We start from the raw sequence: 19517 nt of genomic DNA on the forward strand, positions 1-19517 counted from the left end.
TCTTTTATTAGTATCCCGTTTGATTTTTGGGATATGTAATCCAACATTTGACGTGGAAAAAGATGTTGGAATGTGCGTGTGTGTAAGTAACTTTTTTTGTTATAATGAAAGAATGCATAAAAGGAACTTCAAAATTAAATCCTCTAGTTTAAAAAATATGGAAGAGGTAATTCCAAACTTAATTCTCCGTTTTAAACAAATATTTAAGATGAAGTTAAAACAATAATGATGAAAATAAACTGTTATTTTGAACAGAAATATATATAACTAGAGAAAAGGAAGGGTGTTTTCATGTACGATATTTCCGGATGGAAACATGTATTTAAGCTTGATCCAAATAAGGAGTTAAGCGATGAACATTTAGAAATGATTTGTGAGTCTGGAACTGATGCGGTTATTGTAGGCGGAAGTGATGGAGTTACAATTGATAACGTATTACACATGCTAGTTAGCATTCGTAGATATGCAGTTCCTTGTGTATTAGAGGTTTCTGATGTAGAAGCAATTACACCAGGATTTGATTTTTATTACATCCCAAGTGTTTTAAATAGCCGAAAAGTAGAATGGGTAACAGGTGTTCATCATGAGGCATTGAAAGAATTTGGGGATATTATGGACTGGGACGAAATTTTTATGGAAGGGTATTGTGTTTTAAATCCAGAAGCGAAAGTAGCCCAGCTTACAGAAGCGAAATGTGATTTAACAGAAGATGACGTTATTGCATATGCTCGTTTAGCAGACAAGTTATTACATTTACCGATATTTTATTTAGAATATAGCGGTACGTATGGAGATGTTGAACTTGTTAAAAATGTAAAAGCAGAATTGAAACAAGCTAAGTTATACTATGGCGGTGGTATTTCTAATGCAGAACAGGCGAAAGAAATGGCACAATATGCTGATACAGTAGTTGTTGGAAATATTATTTATGATGATATAAAATCGGCGTTAAAAACAGTTAAAGCAGTAAAAGGAGAGTAGGTGCAGGCGTATATGAGTATGACAGATAGATTATTAAACGGTTTAAATCCACAGCAACAAAAAGCAGTCCAAACAACGAATGGACCACTTCTATTAATGGCAGGTGCAGGTAGTGGTAAGACACGTGTGTTAACACATCGTATTGCGTATTTACTTGGTGAAAAAGGTGTAGCACCATGGAATGTACTAGCTATTACCTTCACAAATAAAGCAGCTCGTGAAATGCGTGAGCGTATTGATACACTTGTGGGACCAGAAGCAGAAGATATTTGGATTTCGACGTTCCACTCTATGTGTGTACGTATTTTACGACGGGATATCGATCGTATTGGTATTAATCGTAACTTTACAATCTTAGATTCAGGCGATCAGCTAACTGTAGTCAAAAAAATTATGAAAGAGCGCAATATTGATCCGAAGAAATTTGAGCCGCGCTCTATTTTAGCGGGTATTAGTAATGCGAAAAATGAACTGTTATCTGCGGATAAATATGCAAAAAAAATTACAATGGCTGATCCATATGAAAAATTAACGAGCGATGTATACACAGAGTATCAAAAACGTCTTTTGAAAAATAATTCATTAGACTTTGATGATTTAATTATGACCACGATTCAGTTATTTGAACGTGTTCCAGAAGTATTAGAGTTTTATCAGCGTAAGTTCCAATATATTCACGTTGATGAGTATCAAGATACGAACAAAGCGCAATATCTTCTTGTTAAACATTTGGCAGCGCGTTTTAAAAATCTTTGCGTTGTAGGTGACTCTGACCAGTCTATTTATCGCTGGCGTGGTGCAGATATTTCTAACATTTTGTCGTTCGAAAAAGACTATGAGAATGCACAAGTAATTTTGTTAGAACAAAACTATCGTTCGTCACAAAATATTTTAAATGCAGCGAATGCTGTTATTGAAAAAAATACGAATCGTAAGCCGAAGAAATTATGGACAGACAATCAAGTTGGAAGTAAAATCTCGTATTATCGTGCTGCAACTGAAAAGGACGAAGCGTATTTTGTTGCGAAAAAAATTCGTGACGATATTCAAATGGGGAAACGAAAATATACTGATTTTGCAGTGTTATATCGTACGAATGCTCAGTCTCGTATGGTCGAGGAGATTTTCCTTAAATCTAACATTCCGTACAAAATTGTCGGGGGTACGAAGTTCTACGACCGTAAAGAGATTAAAGATATTTTGGCGTACTTACGTTTAATCGGTAATCCAGATGATGAAATTAGTTTTGCACGTATTATTAACATGCCAAAGCGTGGTATTGGTGCGACTTCTATCGATAAAATTATTAATTACGGTGTGCAAAACGGAATTTCATTAACTGCTGTATTTGATGAAATTGAGCATGTTGGAGTAAGTGCAAAAATTACAAAGGCAGTAAAAGAATTTGCGAATTTATTAAATAACTGGGTAAATATGCAAGAGTATTTATCTGTTACAGAATTAGTAGAAGAAGTTATTGAAAAAACAGGCTATCGCGATATGTTGAAAAATGAACGTTCTTTAGAAGCGGAAGGTCGTTTAGAAAACTTAGACGAGTTCTTATCTGTTACGCAAACATTTGAATCTCAAAGCGAAGATAAGAGCCTTGTTGCATTCTTAACAGATTTAGCACTTGTTGCTGATATTGATCGTGTAGATGAAGACCCAACTGCTGGTGAAGAAGTTATTTTAATGACGATGCACTCAGCGAAAGGATTAGAGTTCCCGGTTGTGTTTATTGTTGGCTTAGAGGAAGGGATATTCCCTCATACTCGTTCTCTTATGGAAGAGGATGAAATGCAAGAAGAACGTCGTCTTGCTTATGTAGGTATTACCCGTGCAGAAGAAGAGCTATATTTATCTAACGCGCAAATGCGTACTTTATTTGGTAGAACAAGTATGAACGCTGCGTCTCGATTCATTACAGAAATCCCGACAGAACTAGTGGAATCATTAAATGAAACAGCGCCAAAGCGTGAAACATCGTTTGGTGCAAAAGGCAGAACGGCAAGTAGCGGCAAAACGACAATCACAACGACAACACGCTCTCGTTCAGCTTTCGCGCGCCCTGCAGCTAAGACGACAGGCGGCGAACAAATTGGCTGGGCAGTAGGAGATAAAGCTTCCCACCAAAAATGGGGAGTCGGTACAGTTGTAAGTGTAAAAGGTGAAGGTGATGCAAAAGAATTAGATATTGCATTCCCAAGCCCAATTGGTGTTAAACGTTTGTTAGCAAAATTTGCACCTGTGACGAAACAATAGAAAGGAATGAGGATATGTCAAAAGAGATAGCAAAAAAACGTATAGAAGAACTGCGTGATTTATTAAATACATTTAACTATCAATATCACGTATTAGACAATCCTTCTGTTTCTGATGCGGAATATGACCGTAATATGCAGGAGCTTATAAAATTAGAAGCAGAGAACCCAGAGTTTATGAGTGAAGATTCTCCCTCCGTTCGCGTTGGGGGGACTGTTCTTGATATATTTGAAAAAGTAACACATAAGTCACCAATGTTAAGTTTAGGAAATGCATTTAACGAAGGAGATTTACGTGATTTCGACAGAAGAGTACGTCAAGGAATTGATGGTGCGAATGTAAGATATATATGTGAATTAAAAATTGACGGGCTTGCCGTTTCGCTTCATTATGAAAAAGGACGCTTCATTCAAGGGGCGACACGTGGTGATGGTGTAACGGGTGAAGATATTACTCAAAATTTAAAAACGATTAAAGCTATCCCACTTCGTTTAAATGAAGAAGTAACGTTAGAAGCACGAGGCGAAGCTTATATGCCGAAGCGTTCATTCGTTAAACTAAATGAAGAAAAAGAGCAAAATGGAGAAGATGTATTTGCGAATCCGCGTAATGCAGCAGCAGGTTCAATACGTCAACTTGATCCGAAAATTGCAGCGAAGCGTAACTTATCTATGTTTGTGTATGGTCTTGCGAATGTAGAAGAAAAAACAATTCCATCACATAGTGAATCGCTTGATTTCTTAGGTGAACTTGGATTTAAGACAAATCCAAATCGCCGTACATGTGAAACAATTGAAGAAGTTATAGCTTATGTAGAAGAATGGCAAGAAAAACGTCCGCATCTTGATTATGAGATTGATGGAATCGTTATAAAAGTAGATGATGTTGCCCTTCAAGAAAGTCTAGGAACTACAGCGAAGAGTCCAAGATGGGCGATTGCTTATAAATTCCCGGCTGAAGAAGTTGTAACGAGATTAACAGGCATTGAATTAAGTGTTGGCCGAACAGGAGTTGTAACACCGACTGCAGAACTAGAGCCAGTGAGAGTTGCTGGTACGATTGTTCGTCGTGCTTCTTTACATAACGAAGATTTAATTCGTGAAAAAGACATTCGAATTGGTGACTACGTTGTTGTGAAGAAGGCTGGAGATATTATTCCTGAAGTTGTGAACGTTATTTTTGATAAGCGTACTGGTGAGGAAGAAGAATACCGCATGCCAACTCATTGTCCAGCATGTGAGAGTGAACTTGTTCGTTTAGAAGAAGAAGTAGCACTTCGTTGTATAAATCCAACTTGTCCTGCTCAAATTCGAGAAGGGTTAATCCATTTCGTTTCAAGAAATGCAATGAATATTGATGGACTTGGAGAACGTGTCATTACACAACTCTTTGATGCTGATTACATTCGTACATTTGCTGATTTATATGCATTGACGAAAGAGCAATTATTACAGTTAGAACGTTTTGGTGAAAAATCAGCAACAAACTTAATACAAGCAATTGAAAATTCTAAAGAAAACTCGTTAGAGCGATTATTATTTGGTCTTGGAATTCGCCACGTTGGAGCGAAAGCAGCACGTACATTTGCAGAGCACTTTGAAACGATGGATGAGCTTGTAAAAGCAACGGAAGAAGAACTAAAAGCAATTAATGAAATTGGCGAAAAAATGGCTCAATCTGTTGTGACATATTTTGATAATGAAGATGTATTAGAGTTATTACAGCAGTTTAAAGAGTATGGCGTGAATATGACATACAAAGGTATAAAAATTGCAGATTTACAAAATGTTGAATCTTACTTCGCAGGAAAAACGGTTGTTTTAACAGGTAAGCTAGAAGTTATGGGGCGAAGTGAAGCGAAGAAGAAGATTGAGGCATTAGGTGGAAAAGTAACGGGAAGTGTTAGTAAGAGTACGGATTTAGTTGTTGCAGGTGAAGCGGCTGGTTCGAAATTAGCACAAGCGGAGAAACATAATGTTGAGGTTTGGAATGAAGAGAGGTTCTTACAAGAGCTAAATAAGTAAGAGGTGCAAACTTACCATGAAAAAAATAGCATTAGCGGTATTAAGCCTTGGCCTACTTGTAAGTGGGTGTAGTGCAGGTGCCGACAAAGATGAAAAAGTGGCTGAGAAATCGGGGAAAGCAAAAGAACAATCAGTTGTTCCAAAATACGCTATTTCGGATGAATATTATAAGACGACTATTCCATTTGATGGTGGAAATGCACGTGGTTTAGTGGTGCAAGGGTTAAATAGTCGTCTTGATATAGATGAATTTGAAACAGGGTTAATGCGAATTGCAAAAGAATCATTTAGTACGAAAGATAATTTTTTAAAAGGCGGAAAAGCTCTAGATACTCAAACTATACAGATGCTTGTTAAAAGAAAACGTACAGATGCTGAACAAAAGGAACTAGAGGACAAATTAAAAAAAGATGCAGTTAAATTTCCTAATATAGGATTAAACCCTGCATTAGGAACAGGATCCGAATCACTAGAAGTGAAAAATAAAAAAAATCCAATATATATTTCAAATATTTTAGAGCATGATTATTATGTGAAAAAAGGCGATAACGGCGAGGAACGCGTTGGTATGGTAGTTGGATTAGCAATGAATTCTGTTCAATATTTTAACGAAGAGCATGGTTATCCACGTGAAGCTGCAATCCCGGATGAAAAGATGTTAGCTGAAGGGAAAAAAATGGCGCAAGAAATTTTGAAAGTCATACATCAAAAAGAACCTGAAACCAAAAATATTCCAATAACATTTGCGATTTATCGCCAAGCTCCAAAGTCTTCGCTCGTGCCAGGTAACTTTGTTTCTTATGCAAATGCCGAAAAAGGTAGTGAAACGGTTGAAGATTGGCAACAAATTAATGAAAAATATTATTTGTTCCCATCAGAGCAAGCGAAAACAGATAATAAACGTGAAGACCTTGCAAGAGTATCCAACTTTAAGGCAAAACTAAGCGATTATTTCCAAGGCGACTATACAGCTGTTATTGGTACTGGTATGTATAGAGATGATGAATTAAGAGAAATGAAGCTTGATATTCCTGTCCAGTTTAATGGAAAAGCTGAAATAGTTGGTTTTACACAATATGTGGCAGGGCTTGTTATGGAATACTTCCCGAATTATATGAAAGTACAAGTAACGATTAAATCTGTAGAACGCCCAGAAGCTATTATTATACGTGAAGCAAAACAAGATGAACCACTTGTGAAGATTTTAGATTAAATATGAAGGCTGTTCCTCTATGGAACAGCTTTTTTTCTTATGTAATTTTGTTATAATTTAAAATGTTGTAAAAAATAGGGGTAAGGGGTAAATCTCATGGAAGAATTAAGTTTTCAAGTCATTATTTTATTAATTGCATTCGGTTTTTTAGCAGCTTTTATTGATTCCGTTGTTGGAGGAGGAGGGTTAATTTCGCTTCCTGCGCTTATGTTTGTTGGCTTATCGCCAGCTTCGGCAATTGCAACGAATAAATTAGCGGCAACAATGGGGACGTTTACGAGTGCGATGTATTTTATTCGATCAGGAAAAGTTGATTTTAAAATTGTAGGAAAGTTAATCCCGTTAACTATTGTTGGAGCTGTTGCAGGTGCTTTAGTAGTAAAATTTATTCCACCGGATATTTTACGCCCATTAGTACTTGTAATGTTGGTATTTATTGCTATTTATATTATTGCAAAAAAGAATTGGGGAAGTGTGTCTACCTATAAGAAGATGACGCAAAGAAAAACATTAATATTTTTCTTTGCTATTTTAATGATAGGATTTTATGATGGATTTTTTGGACCAGGGACAGGGTCGTTTTTAATTTTTGCATTTTTATTAATTGGCTTGGATTTTATTCAAGCGGCAGCATCTGGAAAATTTTTGAACTTTGTTAGTAATATTGTATCTTTAATTACTTTTTTATTTTTAGATATAATTCATTTTGAATACGGTATTATCATGGGATTATCAATGATCTTAGGTGCTTATTTTGGATCGAAGTTTGCGGTTCAAAAAGGTGTTGGATATGTAAGGACTTTATTTTTATTAGTTACTATATTATTGATCGGGAAAAATGTTTTGGAATATACTCATATTTTGTAGATTCATACGCATGTATGAATCTCTTTTTTTTATTATATTTTAAAAATTTATTAATTTTTAAAATATAAGTCTAGGAATATTTGAATAAATCTAAATTATCGTGTAGAATAATGTTGTAAAATGTAAACGTTTTTCTAAGGGGAGGCTAAAAAAAATGGTAGTAGCATACAAACATGAGCCATTTACAGATTTTTCAGTGGAGGCTAACAAATTAGCGTTTGAAGAAGGTTTAAAGAAAGTAGAATCTTATCTTGGACAAGACTATCCATTAATTATTGGGGGAGAAAAAATCACTACAGAAGACAAAATTGTTTCTGTAAACCCTGCAAATAAAGAGGAACTTGTTGGTCGTGTTTCAAAAGCAAGCCGTGAGTTAGCTGAAAAAGCAATGCAAGTAGCGGATGAAACATTCCAAACTTGGAGAAAATCAAAGCCAGAAATGCGTGCAGACATTTTATTCCGTGCTGCAGCAATCGTTCGTCGCAGAAAACATGAATTCTCTGCTATTCTTGTAAAAGAAGCAGGTAAGCCATGGAATGAGGCAGATGCTGATACAGCAGAAGCAATCGACTTTATGGAATATTATGGTCGTCAAATGTTAAAATTAAAAGACGGTATTCCAGTAGAAAGCCGTCCAATTGAATATAATCGTTTCTCTTACATTCCATTAGGAGTAGGTGTTATCATTTCTCCTTGGAACTTCCCATTCGCAATTATGGCAGGTATGACAACAGCTGCTTTAGTTTCTGGTAACACAGTATTACTAAAACCAGCTAGTACAACTCCTGTAGTAGCAGCGAAATTTATGGAAGTATTAGAAGAAGCTGGCTTACCAGCTGGCGTAGTAAACTTCGTTCCAGGTAACGGTTCTGAAGTTGGTGACTACTTAGTAGATCATCCTCGTACACGTTTCGTAAGCTTCACGGGATCTCGTGATGTAGGTATCCGCATCTATGAGCGTGCAGCGAAAGTAAACCCAGGACAAATTTGGTTAAAACGTGTTATCGCTGAAATGGGCGGTAAAGATACAATCGTTGTTGATAAAGAAGCAGATCTTGAATTAGCAGCTAAGTCTATCGTTGCATCAGCATTCGGATTCTCAGGACAAAAATGTTCTGCATGTTCTCGTGCAGTAATCCATGAAGATGTATATGATCATGTATTAAATCGTGCTGTTGAATTAACAAAAGAATTAACAGTTGCTAACCCAGCAGTATTAGGTACAAACATGGGTCCTGTTAATGACCAAGCTGCATTCGATAAAGTAATGAGCTATGTTGCAATTGGTAAAGAAGAAGGTAGAATCTTAGCAGGTGGCGAAGGAGACGATTCAAAAGGCTGGTTCATCCAACCAACAATCGTTGCTGACGTTGCAGAAGATGCTCGCTTAATGAAAGAAGAAATCTTCGGACCAGTAGTAGCATTCTGTAAAGCGAAAGACTTCGATCATGCACTTGCAATTGCAAATAATACGGAATACGGTTTAACAGGTGCTGTTATTACTAACAACCGTGACCATATTGAAAAAGCACGCGAAGACTTCCACGTTGGTAACTTATACTTCAACCGTGGATGTACTGGTGCAATCGTAGGTTACCAACCATTCGGTGGCTTTAACATGTCTGGTACAGACTCTAAAGCTGGTGGACCTGATTACTTAGCACTTCACATGCAAGCAAAAACTACTTCTGAAACTTTATAAGAAATAGTAGAGGAGCTCTTCACAGAATGTGAAGAGCTCCTTTTAAAATTGAAATCCTATATATTACCATCGTTCGAAGGGAATGAGCTAAAACCTATTAATAGCGGGATAAACATGTGAACAGAAATAAAATGATGAGAAAAGTTGACTTATTAGTCATATTTTTTAGTATTCATTTTGAGAATTTCCTGTATAATACAATTTGAAAGAAAATCTATGGTTCGACAAGGAACACTCCTTTCGGTTTTGCTCACTGAAAGGAGTGTTTTTTTATGTAGCTAAAAATTCTTGCGTGCTTATTACATTTGCATATACGCCATTTAAACTAGCTAAAATTGTATTGTGAATGTAAACAGCTGGTATAGTAGCGTTCTTAAAAGACAGGTCTTTTGTAGCACAAGCATCATGTATAACGGTACATTGAAAGCCAAAATCGAATGCAGCCCTTACTGTAGCATCGATACACATATGAGTCATCATCCCACATACAACGACATGTTCAATATTCAAACGTTTTAATTGCTCTAGAAGATTAGTTTCTCGGAAGCTATTTGGATAATGTTTGACTATAACTGTTTCTTCTCTAAGTGGACGTACGCTTTCGTGAATATGTACACCTTCTGTATTAGGTAGGAAAAAAGTAGCGTCATCTTTTATAGCTACGTGTTGGATATGAAAAATAGGTTCGCTGTTTGTTCTAAAGTGTTGTAATAACTGATTAGCATATTCGCTTGCTTCTACTGGATTACGCAATTCCATCTTTCCATTTGGAAAATAATCGTTTTGAATATCGATGAGTAAAAGAGCTGTTTTCATATATTTATCTTCCTCCGAGTTTCATATTCAAATAAATTTATTCAATTCGTAGAGAAGATTCTCCTGTTTAAAAATATGAGGAAGAAGAATTTTAAATAACCTTGAAAGTTACTATTTTCTCATGAATTTTCATCTGAAAATTTTAATAAAGGAATAATTAATATTTTTCTAAAAAATGTATTGACTCTTATTATTCTGAGTTCTATAATGAGAATTAATTAAACGACAATTAAATCGATACATTCTTATCCAGAGAGGTGGAGGGACTGGCCCTACGATACCTCAGCAACGGGTTTTTTTAATACCGTGCTAACTCCAGCAAGCCATATAAAGGCTTGGAAGATGAGAAGATGTGAACGAGTACATATAAGTGCTCTCCTTCTTATCTTTATGGTTGATAAGAAGGAGAGCACTTTTTATTTTACCTCGAAAGCTCTGCTTCAAGTTTTTACAGCATATAGGAGGGGAAAAAATGATTTCTTTTAACAATGTAAGTAAAGTGTATGAATCAGCTGGGCAATCTGTTCATGCGGTGGAGGATGTAACATTATCAGTTGAGAAAGGCGAAATTTTTGGCATTATTGGTTTTAGTGGCGCTGGAAAGAGTACGTTATTACGCTTAGTAAATATGTTAGAGAGACCGACGGCAGGAACGATTTCAATAGATGATAAAGATATTACATCATTATCGACGAAAGAATTACGTAAACTGAGACAAAGAATCGGAATGATTTTCCAAAGTTTTAATTTATTTAATTCAAGAACAGTATTTGGAAATATTGCTTATCCATTAAAGTTAGCGAAAGTACCAAAGAATGAGATAAAAGAAAGAGTAAATGAACTGCTGAAGTTTGTAGGGTTAGAAGATAAAGCAAACTATTACCCAGAGCAGCTATCAGGTGGACAAAAGCAGCGTGTGGGCATTGCTAGAGCACTTGCGACATCGCCAGATATTCTTATATGTGATGAGGCAACATCAGCCTTAGATCCAGAAACAACGACAGAAATTCTAAACTTATTAAAGAAAGTAAATAGAGAATACAATTTAACAATTCTTCTTATTACACATGAAATGCATGTTGTGAAAGAAATTTGTCACCGTGTAGCTGTAATGGAGAAGGGAAAAGTTATTGAAGAAGGAAAACTGTTTGATGTTTTCACGCAACCAAAAACAAAGACGACTCAAAACTTTGTACGTTCTGTCATTAATGATCATTTACCGGAAAGTGTTCTAGCGAAAATTCAAAATGGTGGTCAAATTTATCGTCTAACATTTACTGGTGAGGAGACAGGACAGCCGGTACTATCATATATCGCAAAAAACTATAACGTCGATGTAAATGTACTGTACGGAAATATTATTGAACTTCAAAATGTGCTATTTGGAAATCTTCTTGTAGAGTTGCAAGGGGAGCAGAGGGAAATTCAAAAAGCATTACAACATCTAAGACTGCAAGTGCAGCTGAAGGAGGTAGAAGCTCATGCGAGTTGATTGGAGTATATTTTGGCCGCGCATACTAGATGCGACGGGGGATACCCTCTTAATGGTAATTGTAACCCTTATATTTGCTACAATTCTTGGTATACCGCTAGGTTTACTTTTATATGTAACGAGAAAAGGAAACTTTTTAGAAAATAAATGGGTCTTTTCTATTCTTAACATCATAATTAATACAATTCGTCCGGTACCATTCATTATCTTTTTAGTAGCGTTAAGTCCACTAACGAGAAGTGTTATCGGAACGACGATTGGAACAGCAGCAGCAATTTTCCCGATGACGTTAGTCGCATCAATTGGTATTGCTAGAATGGTTGAAACAAACCTTGTTTCCGTTCCGAAAGGAGTAATTGAAGCAGCGCAAGCAATGGGCGCCTCGCCAATTAGAATTGTTTTTGAAATCCTTGTACCAGAAGCGTTAGTACCATTAATCTTAGGTGTCACATTTATGACAGTTGGTTTAATTGAATTTTCTGCAGTTGCTGGGCTTGTCGGTGGTGGCGGTCTTGGTGATTTAGCAATGACATATGGTTATCAACGTTTTGATACATCAGTTATGTTCGTAACGGTCGTGTTACTTATTATTCTCGTACAGATAGCTCAAAATTTAGGGAATTACTTTGCGAAAGTCTTGTTACGCAGATCATAAAAAGGAAGAGAGGAAAAGAGAATGAAGAAAATTTTAGCATTTGCATTATCAGCGATTGTAGGAGTCTCAGCATTAAGCGGCTGCTCAAGTGGAGACACGGGTGCAGGAGCGAAAGAAAAAGTAGTTCGCGTCGGTGTAACTGGAACGGATGGAGACGCTTGGGAAATTTTGAAGAAAAAAGCTGAAAAAGAAGGGATTAAGATTAAACTGGTGGAGTTCTCTGATTATACAACTCCAAATAAAGCTTTAGCTGATGGAGATATTGAATTAAACTCATTTCAGCATATTGCTTTCTTAGAGCAATTTAAAAAGGAACATAAGTTAGATATTACAGCTGTTGGTACAACACAAATTGCACCAATGGGTTTATACTCTGAAAAATATAAGAAATCAAATGAAATCCCAGATGGTTCAGAAATTGCAATTCCAAACGATCCAACGAACCAAGCACGTGCATTAAAACTTCTTGATGCAGCTGGATTATTAAAGCTGAAAAAGGATTTTGGTCTATTTGGAGATCCAAGTGGTATTGCTGAAAATCCGAAGAAATTAAAAATTACACCGGTTATCGCACAGCAAACACCTCGTGTGTTAAAAGATGTAGCGGCATCAGTTATTAATAACGGTGTTGCTGGTCAAGCTGGATTAGATCCAGCGAAGGATCCTATTTTCTTAGAAGATCCAAAGAATGAAAATGCGAAGCCTTATATTAATATTTTCGCAGCTCGTACGAAAGATAAAGATGATCCAACACTGAAAAAAGTAATTGAATTATACCATTCAAAAGAAGTAACAGATGCAATTAAGAAAGAAACAAATGATGGTTCAATTTCAGTAGATCTTTCACTTGAGGAGCTTGAAAAAATCGTAAAATAATGATTGGGTTTAATGGACTAACAGAAGGAACCCCTCCGCTGTTAGTTCGTTCAACATATAAACTTAACAAACCCTAATTCTGTACCTTCCAATTTTGTATAACGTAGAATCCAATGTTTGTTAAGTAGAGTAATGGACCAGGAGTTTTCCTGGTCTTTTTTTATGAATGAAAATAGCTAGCGAACAGTAAGGTAATCCAAATTATAATGGGATAAGAAAATAAGCTGAAAAGGAGTGTAATTACGAATTGCTTTTGATGAATTAAGTGTTTTTTGGATAAAAAAAAGAAAATAGAAAAGAGAGTAATGAAAAATGCTGATATTACGCCGGGGTTATAGGAGCGATAAATGAAAAACAAAATAATATGTTGAACAGAGTTAAAGAAGATGGCCCCTTGTATAAAAATAATCCAGCATATAGAAGACAAGAAGTTAAGTTGATATAGAAAGACGATAAGTAATACAAAGATTGTTAATACGGAAATGGCAATGAAAAATTGTTGGCTAGTTATAAGACGGATTGAAAATTGATTAGCAAGATATTGTGGCATTTGGAAAGCTTCTTCAAGGTTATGAATGAAAAATGATAAGGGAATGATCCAGAGTATAGTAGTGGAATGCTTTTTCATCAACTTACATCACTCCAATAAAGTATAGAAAGCCTAAAAAAGGCCCTCTATACAGAGATAGTTATTCAATTATGATATTTTTTAAATTAACTTCATGATGATCTCGTTCTTTCGGATAAGCAGTTAGCTCCTCTTGCAAAATATTTAATATTTGCTTAGCTGATTGCTGGATTGGATTAGGTAGCTCATCTAATATATGCATCCCGACTTTTACTTTTGTACGAATTACCCTTCGTAGTAGTTCCTCATGCATGCACTACACCTCCAAACCGAATGTTTAGTATATCTTCTTCAAATTTTGCCCCTTGAATAGAAAGGTGTGTTAACGTTTTTGGCAATGTAATATTTCGTTTCACAGAGCCAGCTCGAATAATTAGCTCATCACCTTTTTGATTTAATGAAAGTTCACTTTTGTTTGAGAAGGGAATAGAAAGAATGAAAATATAATCATCGCCATCTTTTCTTACATATTGTGTGCGGCCGTTAAATTTCACTTCAGTAGGACAATGATCAGTTTTAAATAAAGCATCTCCTACACGCTCTAACATGGGTAAACCAACAACTTCTTGTTCAAACATTGGAGCTTCGTAAATAGGAAGTGGATCAAAACTATTTTGAATTAATGTTTTATATTTCTTTTGCGTATCTTTCCATGCTTGAAAATAAGGATCGGTGACGGTGTTAGGGATGACGCGATTAATCATAATGGCATCTACGTTATAATCGTATAAATTTAAATAAGTAAAGCTACGCTGAGCTTCTTTAATGACCATTTTTTCAGGATTTACAACGATGCGGATACTTGTTACTTCTCGGTTTGATAAAATATCTCTCATTTCTCCGAGCTGTTCAAGTGTATTTGTTAATTCGTCCATAATATCATCGGTTGGAAGAGGGACACCAAGGAGTGGTTGAGCTACAGGACGAACGACTTTTAAAACTTTTCTTTTAATAGGAAACAATTTTTCCATCCACCAGCCGAGCATGTCTGGAAAGCTTAGCATTGCTAATGTTTCTCCTGTTGGAGCACAATCAATAATGATAACATCATATGTGTTTTGTTTATAATAATCGAGTACGCGAAGTAAGCTAATTAAATCTTCCATACCAGGAAACATCGTTAATTCTTCTGTTGTAATATCATCGGCTGCTTTGGAAGTGAAGAGTAGTGTAATATATTTCTGTAATTTTCCCCATCCTTTTTCCATCTCATAAATCGTATTAATTTCTTGTGCCCACAAATTTTCACGAATTTCTAATGGCTCAGAAGATAGCTTTATACCAAATGAATCTCCTAAACTATGAGCGGGATCTGTACTCATGACTAAAGTTTTTAATCCTTGTTTTGCGCTTTGAATTGCTGTTGCTGCTGAAATGCTAGTTTTTCCTACGCCGCCTTTACCTGTATACAAAATAATTCTCATCATTCATATCTCCTTTGTTTCGAATATCGAATATTACGAGTGTCGAAGTAAATGATTGAATAAAAACCCAGATAGGGTTTTATTCAATCGGAATGTTTTTCATTTTAGGTGTAGAAACTTTTTCTTCTGTTTTTTGCTGTGACGTAGCAATGTGATTCATAATCTTTTGGAAGATTTGTAGTAAGAATGCTTTTTCTTCTTCTGACAATGCTTCTGTCACTAAGCTAAAGTAGTGGGCTGCATTTTGTTTTACTTCTTGAACGAGCATTACGCCGTTTTCTGTTAACCGAATTAATACAATACGTCGGTCGTTTTCATCACGGTAGCGCTCAATATATCCCTTTTTTACAAGGCGATTTACAACGCCCGTCGTTGTACTCATCGGTATATCAAGAAGGTCAGCAATTTTCGTCATTGTAATATCTGTATTTCGTTCCATCCAAAGTAAACAAAATACTTCTGTTTTAGAAAGTGTTAAATCTAGGCTTACCCATTCTTCAGGATAGAAAAGTTTCTTGGCGTTATCTAGCAGTAAGTCTAAAAAATGTTCATATTGCAACAATTAATTCCACTCCCGTATATTTCGAGGTTCGTAATATTTATTTTTATTTTATGTAGAATAGAAAAAATTGTCAATGATTTTAATTATTTTTTCAGATTAGACAGAAAACTTTCTTTAAAATAGTATTCTTTTATGATAGATTTATAAATATAAAACTAGAATTTACATAAAAATCCATCATGGTAAATATACTTATCTATAATGGGTATACAGCTAACGAGGGGGAGAACGATGAGAAGACGTAATACGCAAGCGTTCACATTTTTAGCATGGACTTCATTTGTTTGTGCGCTTTCAGGTATGCTAATTGGGATTTATACGTTAGATGAAACGCTTAGTGTAAAAGGATACTATTTAATTGGAACATTATTTTTAACGATGTCTTGTTTTGTATTACAAAAAACAATTCGTGATAATGAAGAAGATAACGAGAGATTTCCAAAAAATAAACCGTTAGATAAAGAGTAAATTGTAAAGAAAGGCATTTGCCTTTCTTTTTTTATGTAAAAATGGCGTAAGTACTCTGTGTTGACTTGCTTGAAGTACTGAAAATTTGGTATCATCAATAGTATTGTAGATTGAACGATATATTATGGAGGTGGCCTAGCCGTGTCAAGAATTTCCGTTGAGAATGTAAAGCACGTAGCACATTTAGCACGTCTTGCAATTACTGATCAAGAAGCAGAAAAATTTCAAAAACAACTAGATGCAATTGTTACATTTGCAGAACAGTTAAATGAATTAGATACAACAGATGTAAAACCAACAACTCATGTATTAACTATGAAAAATGTTATGCGTGAAGATGTACCAGAAAAAGGTTTACCAGTTGAAGAAGTATTAAAAAATGCACCGGATCACAAAGATAATCAAATCCGTGTTCCAGCAGTATTAGAATAGAGGAGGGGAATTTCGATGTCATTATTTGATCATTCAGTATCAGAGTTACATAAGAAGTTAAACAACAAAGAAATTTCCGTTACGGATTTAGTAGAAGAATCTTACAAACGTATTGCGGATGTTGAAGATAACGTAAAAGCCTTTCTTACATTAGATGAAGAAAATGCACGCGCAAAAGCGAAAGAATTAGATGCAAAAATCGGCGCTGAAGATAATGGTTTATTATTCGGTATGCCAATTGGTGTAAAAGATAACATTGTAACTAACGGTCTTCGTACAACTTGTGCAAGCAAAATATTAGCAAACTTCGATCCAATTTATGATGCGACAGTTGTGCAAAAGCTAAAAGCTGCTGACACAATTACAATCGGTAAATTAAACATGGACGAGTTCGCAATGGGTTCTTCAAATGAAAACTCAGGATTCTACGCTACGAAAAACCCATGGAACTTAGATTACGTTCCAGGCGGATCTAGTGGTGGTTCTGCAGCAGCTGTAGCAGCAGGAGAAGTACTATTCTCTCTAGGTTCTGATACGGGTGGTTCTATCCGTCAGCCAGCTGCATATTGCGGTGTTGTAGGTTTAAAACCAACTTACGGACGCGTATCTCGTTACGGATTAGTAGCATTCGCATCTTCACTTGACCAAATCGGACCGATTACACGTACAGTAGAAGACAATGCATACTTATTACAAGCTATTTCAGGTATTGACCGCATGGATGCAACTTCTGCAAACGTTGAAGTTGGAAACTATTTAGCTGGTTTAACAGGCGATGTTAAAGGTTTACGCATTGCTGTACCGAAAGAATACTTAGGCGAAGGTGTTGGCGAAGAAGCTCGTGAGTCAGTACTAGCTGCTTTAAAAGTATTAGAAGGTATGGGCGCAACTTGGGAGGAAGTATCTCTTCCACACTCTAAATACGCTCTAGCAACGTATTACTTACTATCTTCTTCTGAAGCATCTGCTAACCTTTCACGCTTTGATGGCGTGCGTTACGGTGTTCGTTCTGATAATGTAAATAACTTATTAGATCTTTACAAAAACACACGTAGTGAAGGTTTCGGTGATGAAGTTAAACGTCGTATTATGCTTGGTACATTTGCTCTTAGCTCTGGTTACTATGATGCATATTACAAAAAAGCACAACAAGTACGTACATTAATTAAGAACGACTTTGAAAATGTATTTGCTAACTATGATGTTATTATTGGACCAACAACACCAACTCCGGCATTTAAAGTGGGAGAAAAAGTTGACGATCCAATGACAATGTATGCAAATGACATTTTAACAATCCCAGTAAACTTAGCGGGTGTTCCAGCGATTTCAGTTCCATGTGGATTCGGTGCTAACAACATGCCACTTGGTCTACAAATCATTGGTAAACACTTCGATGAAGCGACAATTTACCGCGTTGCACATGCGTTTGAGCAAGCAACAGACTATCATACAAAAAAAGCAAGTCTGTAAGGAGGCGAGCATAGATGAATTTAGAAACAATTATTGGTTTAGAGGTTCACGTTGAGTTAAAAACAAATTCGAAAATTTTCTCTGCGAGTCCAACAGAATTCGGAGCGGAGCCAAATACACAAACAAGTGTAATTGACTTAGGATACCCAGGGGTACTTCCTACTTTAAATAAAGAAGCAGTTAACTTTGCGATGAAAGCTGCAATGGCATTAAACTGTGAAATCGCAACGGAAACGAAGTTTGACCGTAAAAACTATTTCTATCCAGATAACCCGAAAGCTTACCAAATCTCTCAATTTGATAAGCCAATTGGTGAAAATGGTTGGATTGAAATCGAAGTAGACGGTAAAAAGAAACGTATCGGTATTACACGTCTTCATTTAGAAGAAGATGCTGGTAAATCAACGCATACAGCTGATGGTTCATTAGTAGACTACAACCGTCAAGGTATGCCTTTAATCGAGATCGTATCTGAGCCAGATATGCGTACGCCAGAAGAAGCATATGCATACTTAGAGAAGTTAAAATCAATCATTCAATACACTGGTGTATCTGATTGTAAGATGGAAGAAGGTTCCTTACGTTGTGATGCGAACATTTCTCTTCGTCCAGTTGGACAAGAGAAGTTCGGTACAAAAGCGGAACTGAAAAACTTAAACTCATTCACTTACGTACAAAAAGGTCTTGAGCACGAGCAAGTGCGCCAAGAAAAAGAACTGTTATCTGGTGGTATCATCCAACAAGAAACACGTCGTTATGATGAAGCAACGAAGAAAACAATCTTAATGCGTGTGAAAGAAGGATCTGACGATTACCGTTACTTCCCGGAGCCAGACTTAGTTGAACTTTACATTGATGATGAGTGGAAAGAAGCAGTTCGAGCTTCTATTCCAGAACTTCCAGATGCACGTAAAGCTCGCTACGTTGCAGAACTAGGCTTACCAGCTTATGATGCACACGTGTTAACATTAACGAAAGAGATGTCTGATTTCTTTGAAGCAACTGTTGCAGACGGTGCTGATGCGAAATTAACATCGAACTGGTTAATGGGTGAAGTACTTGCATACTTAAACAAACAACAAAAAGAATTAAAAGACGTTGCATTAACGCCTGCTGGTTTATCTAAAATGGTTCAATTAATTGAAAAAGGTACAATTTCTTCTAAAATCGCGAAGAAAGTATTTAATGAATTAATTGAAAAAGGTGGAGACCCAGAAGAAATCGTTAAAGCGAAAGGTCTTGTTCAAATTTCTGACGAGGGTACACTTCGTAAAGTTGTAACAGAAATTCTTGATAATAATGAGCAATCTATCGAAGACTTTAAAAACGGTAAAGACCGTGCAATTGGCTTCTTAGTTGGTCAAATTATGAAAGCTACAAAAGGACAAGCAAATCCACCGCTTGTTAACAAAATCTTACTTGAAGAGATTAATAAGCGATAATAGTAGTAACTTTTAAAGATTAAGCAGAAAAACACCCGTACATGGGTGTTTTTCTAGGTTAATCAAACGTTTGTTTAAATGAGACAAAATCGTTTAAACAAACGTTTGATTAACTGTCAAAAGTGGAAAAATGTTTGTATAGCAACTATGGTATGATAGTTGCAAAAAGGTGGGAATAATGATAAATCTAAACATAGAGG

General features: G+C 36.0%; 17 protein-coding genes, 1 pseudogene and 1 riboswitch. Of the genes and pseudogenes, 13 read left to right on the forward strand and 5 right to left on the reverse strand.

Annotated features, from left to right (window positions below):
- The first annotated feature begins 291 nt into the window (after positions 1-291).
- The 6 genes from pcrB (at position 292) to pruA (ending at position 9049) form a co-directional block, all read left to right on the forward strand.
- The gene (gene pcrB / locus M1D73_RS01785) at positions 292-981 is read left to right on the forward strand and encodes a heptaprenylglyceryl phosphate synthase (RefSeq protein WP_000272099.1); all 690 of its coding nucleotides are present in this window, start codon (positions 292-294) and stop codon (positions 979-981) included.
- Positions 982-993: 12 nt separating this feature from the next.
- A complete protein-coding gene (pcrA, locus tag M1D73_RS01790; protein WP_002164784.1) occupies positions 994-3243 on the forward strand; it encodes a DNA helicase PcrA in 2250 nt (749 codons plus the stop codon).
- 14 nt (positions 3244-3257) lie between these two features.
- On the forward strand, positions 3258-5267 hold the full coding sequence (ligA, locus tag M1D73_RS01795; protein ID WP_000031450.1) for an NAD-dependent DNA ligase LigA: 2010 nt from the start codon (positions 3258-3260) through the stop codon (positions 5265-5267).
- A 16-nt stretch (positions 5268-5283) separates the two neighbouring features.
- Positions 5284-6480: a CamS family sex pheromone protein gene (locus M1D73_RS01800; RefSeq protein WP_000717030.1), complete on the forward strand. Its 1197-nt coding sequence runs from the start codon at positions 5284-5286 to the stop codon at positions 6478-6480.
- Positions 6481-6576: 96 nt separating this feature from the next.
- The gene (locus M1D73_RS01805) at positions 6577-7347 is read left to right on the forward strand and encodes a TSUP family transporter (protein ID WP_121868411.1); all 771 of its coding nucleotides are present in this window, start codon (positions 6577-6579) and stop codon (positions 7345-7347) included.
- Between the two features lie 154 nt (positions 7348-7501).
- The gene (gene pruA, locus M1D73_RS01810; protein ID WP_000259555.1) at positions 7502-9049 is read left to right on the forward strand and encodes an L-glutamate gamma-semialdehyde dehydrogenase; all 1548 of its coding nucleotides are present in this window, start codon (positions 7502-7504) and stop codon (positions 9047-9049) included.
- A gap of 250 nt (positions 9050-9299) precedes the next feature.
- Here the strand turns inward: pruA and M1D73_RS01815 are convergent.
- Positions 9300-9865: pseudogene (locus M1D73_RS01815) on the reverse strand (cysteine hydrolase family protein).
- A 242-nt stretch (positions 9866-10107) separates the two neighbouring features.
- Positions 10108-10214: riboswitch (SAM riboswitch) on the forward strand.
- Positions 10215-10337: 123 nt separating this feature from the next.
- Here M1D73_RS01815 and M1D73_RS01820 point away from each other — a divergent pair.
- From M1D73_RS01820 to M1D73_RS01830, 3 genes are read left to right on the forward strand one after another with little or no spacing between them, the layout of a single operon-like run.
- Positions 10338-11357 (forward strand): methionine ABC transporter ATP-binding protein, encoded by a 1020-nt coding sequence (locus M1D73_RS01820; protein WP_000622969.1) that lies wholly within the window; start codon positions 10338-10340, stop codon positions 11355-11357.
- A complete protein-coding gene (locus M1D73_RS01825) occupies positions 11347-12012 on the forward strand; it encodes a methionine ABC transporter permease (RefSeq protein WP_001261870.1) in 666 nt (221 codons plus the stop codon). The genes M1D73_RS01820 and M1D73_RS01825 overlap by 11 nt, the downstream gene beginning before the upstream one ends.
- Positions 12013-12033: 21 nt before the next feature.
- Positions 12034-12888, forward strand: coding sequence for a MetQ/NlpA family ABC transporter substrate-binding protein (locus tag M1D73_RS01830; RefSeq protein ID WP_000721599.1), 855 nt, complete (start codon positions 12034-12036; stop codon positions 12886-12888).
- 160 nt (positions 12889-13048) lie between these two features.
- Here M1D73_RS01830 and M1D73_RS01835 read toward each other — a convergent pair whose 3' ends face one another.
- The 4 genes from M1D73_RS01835 to M1D73_RS01850 all read right to left on the reverse strand — a co-directional run bounded on the left by M1D73_RS01835 (position 13049) and on the right by M1D73_RS01850 (position 15502).
- Positions 13049-13516, reverse strand: a complete 468-nt coding sequence (locus M1D73_RS01835) for an HXXEE domain-containing protein (RefSeq protein WP_002204877.1) — start codon at positions 13514-13516, stop codon at positions 13049-13051.
- A gap of 61 nt (positions 13517-13577) precedes the next feature.
- Complete coding sequence (locus M1D73_RS01840; protein WP_000544103.1) at positions 13578-13769, reverse strand: DUF3926 domain-containing protein; 192 nt, start codon at positions 13767-13769, stop codon at positions 13578-13580.
- Positions 13762-14943 (reverse strand): ArsA family ATPase, encoded by a 1182-nt coding sequence (locus M1D73_RS01845; RefSeq protein ID WP_002182396.1) that lies wholly within the window; start codon positions 14941-14943, stop codon positions 13762-13764. Before M1D73_RS01845 ends, M1D73_RS01840 begins: the two co-directional genes overlap by 8 nt.
- A 76-nt stretch (positions 14944-15019) precedes the next feature.
- Entirely contained in the window at positions 15020-15502 is a 483-nt protein-coding gene (locus M1D73_RS01850; protein ID WP_000942482.1) for a MarR family winged helix-turn-helix transcriptional regulator, read from the reverse strand.
- A 231-nt stretch (positions 15503-15733) separates the two neighbouring features.
- Between M1D73_RS01850 and M1D73_RS01855 the strand changes: the two genes are divergently transcribed.
- The 4 genes from M1D73_RS01855 (at position 15734) to gatB (ending at position 19317) form a co-directional block, all read left to right on the forward strand.
- Entirely contained in the window at positions 15734-15970 is a 237-nt protein-coding gene (locus tag M1D73_RS01855; protein WP_001254393.1) for a YiaA/YiaB family inner membrane protein, read from the forward strand.
- A 141-nt stretch (positions 15971-16111) separates the two neighbouring features.
- The gene (gene gatC / locus M1D73_RS01860) at positions 16112-16402 is read left to right on the forward strand and encodes an Asp-tRNA(Asn)/Glu-tRNA(Gln) amidotransferase subunit GatC (protein ID WP_000086999.1); all 291 of its coding nucleotides are present in this window, start codon (positions 16112-16114) and stop codon (positions 16400-16402) included.
- A gap of 15 nt (positions 16403-16417) precedes the next feature.
- Positions 16418-17875, forward strand: a complete 1458-nt coding sequence (gatA, locus tag M1D73_RS01865; RefSeq protein WP_000051433.1) for an Asp-tRNA(Asn)/Glu-tRNA(Gln) amidotransferase subunit GatA — start codon at positions 16418-16420, stop codon at positions 17873-17875.
- A 14-nt stretch (positions 17876-17889) separates the two neighbouring features.
- The gene (gatB, locus tag M1D73_RS01870; protein ID WP_001047685.1) at positions 17890-19317 is read left to right on the forward strand and encodes an Asp-tRNA(Asn)/Glu-tRNA(Gln) amidotransferase subunit GatB; all 1428 of its coding nucleotides are present in this window, start codon (positions 17890-17892) and stop codon (positions 19315-19317) included.
- The last annotated feature ends 200 nt before the right edge of the window (positions 19318-19517 follow it).

It is taken from the genome of Bacillus sp. PK3-067 (genome assembly GCF_056738645.1).

Excerpts from the sequence above, each read along its gene's own strand:
- gatA (WP_000051433.1), top strand. The coding sequence starts at position 16,418 with ATGTCATTATTTGATCATTCAGTATCAGAGTTACATAAGAAGTTAAAC.
- gatB (WP_001047685.1), top strand. The coding sequence starts at position 17,890 with ATGAATTTAGAAACAATTATTGGTTTAGAGGTTCACGTTGAGTTAAAA.
- M1D73_RS01820 (WP_000622969.1), top strand. The coding sequence starts at position 10,338 with ATGATTTCTTTTAACAATGTAAGTAAAGTGTATGAATCAGCTGGGCAA.
- M1D73_RS01855 (WP_001254393.1), top strand. The coding sequence starts at position 15,734 with ATGAGAAGACGTAATACGCAAGCGTTCACATTTTTAGCATGGACTTCA.
- M1D73_RS01835 (WP_002204877.1), bottom strand. The coding sequence starts at position 13,516 with ATGAAAAAGCATTCCACTACTATACTCTGGATCATTCCCTTATCATTT.
- M1D73_RS01830 (WP_000721599.1), top strand. The coding sequence starts at position 12,034 with ATGAAGAAAATTTTAGCATTTGCATTATCAGCGATTGTAGGAGTCTCA.
- pcrB (WP_000272099.1), top strand. The coding sequence starts at position 292 with ATGTACGATATTTCCGGATGGAAACATGTATTTAAGCTTGATCCAAAT.
- pruA (WP_000259555.1), top strand. The coding sequence starts at position 7,502 with ATGGTAGTAGCATACAAACATGAGCCATTTACAGATTTTTCAGTGGAG.
- M1D73_RS01845 (WP_002182396.1), bottom strand. The coding sequence starts at position 14,943 with ATGATGAGAATTATTTTGTATACAGGTAAAGGCGGCGTAGGAAAAACT.
- M1D73_RS01825 (WP_001261870.1), top strand. The coding sequence starts at position 11,347 with ATGCGAGTTGATTGGAGTATATTTTGGCCGCGCATACTAGATGCGACG.
- M1D73_RS01805 (WP_121868411.1), top strand. The coding sequence starts at position 6,577 with ATGGAAGAATTAAGTTTTCAAGTCATTATTTTATTAATTGCATTCGGT.
- pcrA (WP_002164784.1), top strand. The coding sequence starts at position 994 with ATGAGTATGACAGATAGATTATTAAACGGTTTAAATCCACAGCAACAA.
- M1D73_RS01800 (WP_000717030.1), top strand. The coding sequence starts at position 5,284 with ATGAAAAAAATAGCATTAGCGGTATTAAGCCTTGGCCTACTTGTAAGT.
- ligA (WP_000031450.1), top strand. The coding sequence starts at position 3,258 with ATGTCAAAAGAGATAGCAAAAAAACGTATAGAAGAACTGCGTGATTTA.
- M1D73_RS01840 (WP_000544103.1), bottom strand. The coding sequence starts at position 13,769 with ATGCATGAGGAACTACTACGAAGGGTAATTCGTACAAAAGTAAAAGTC.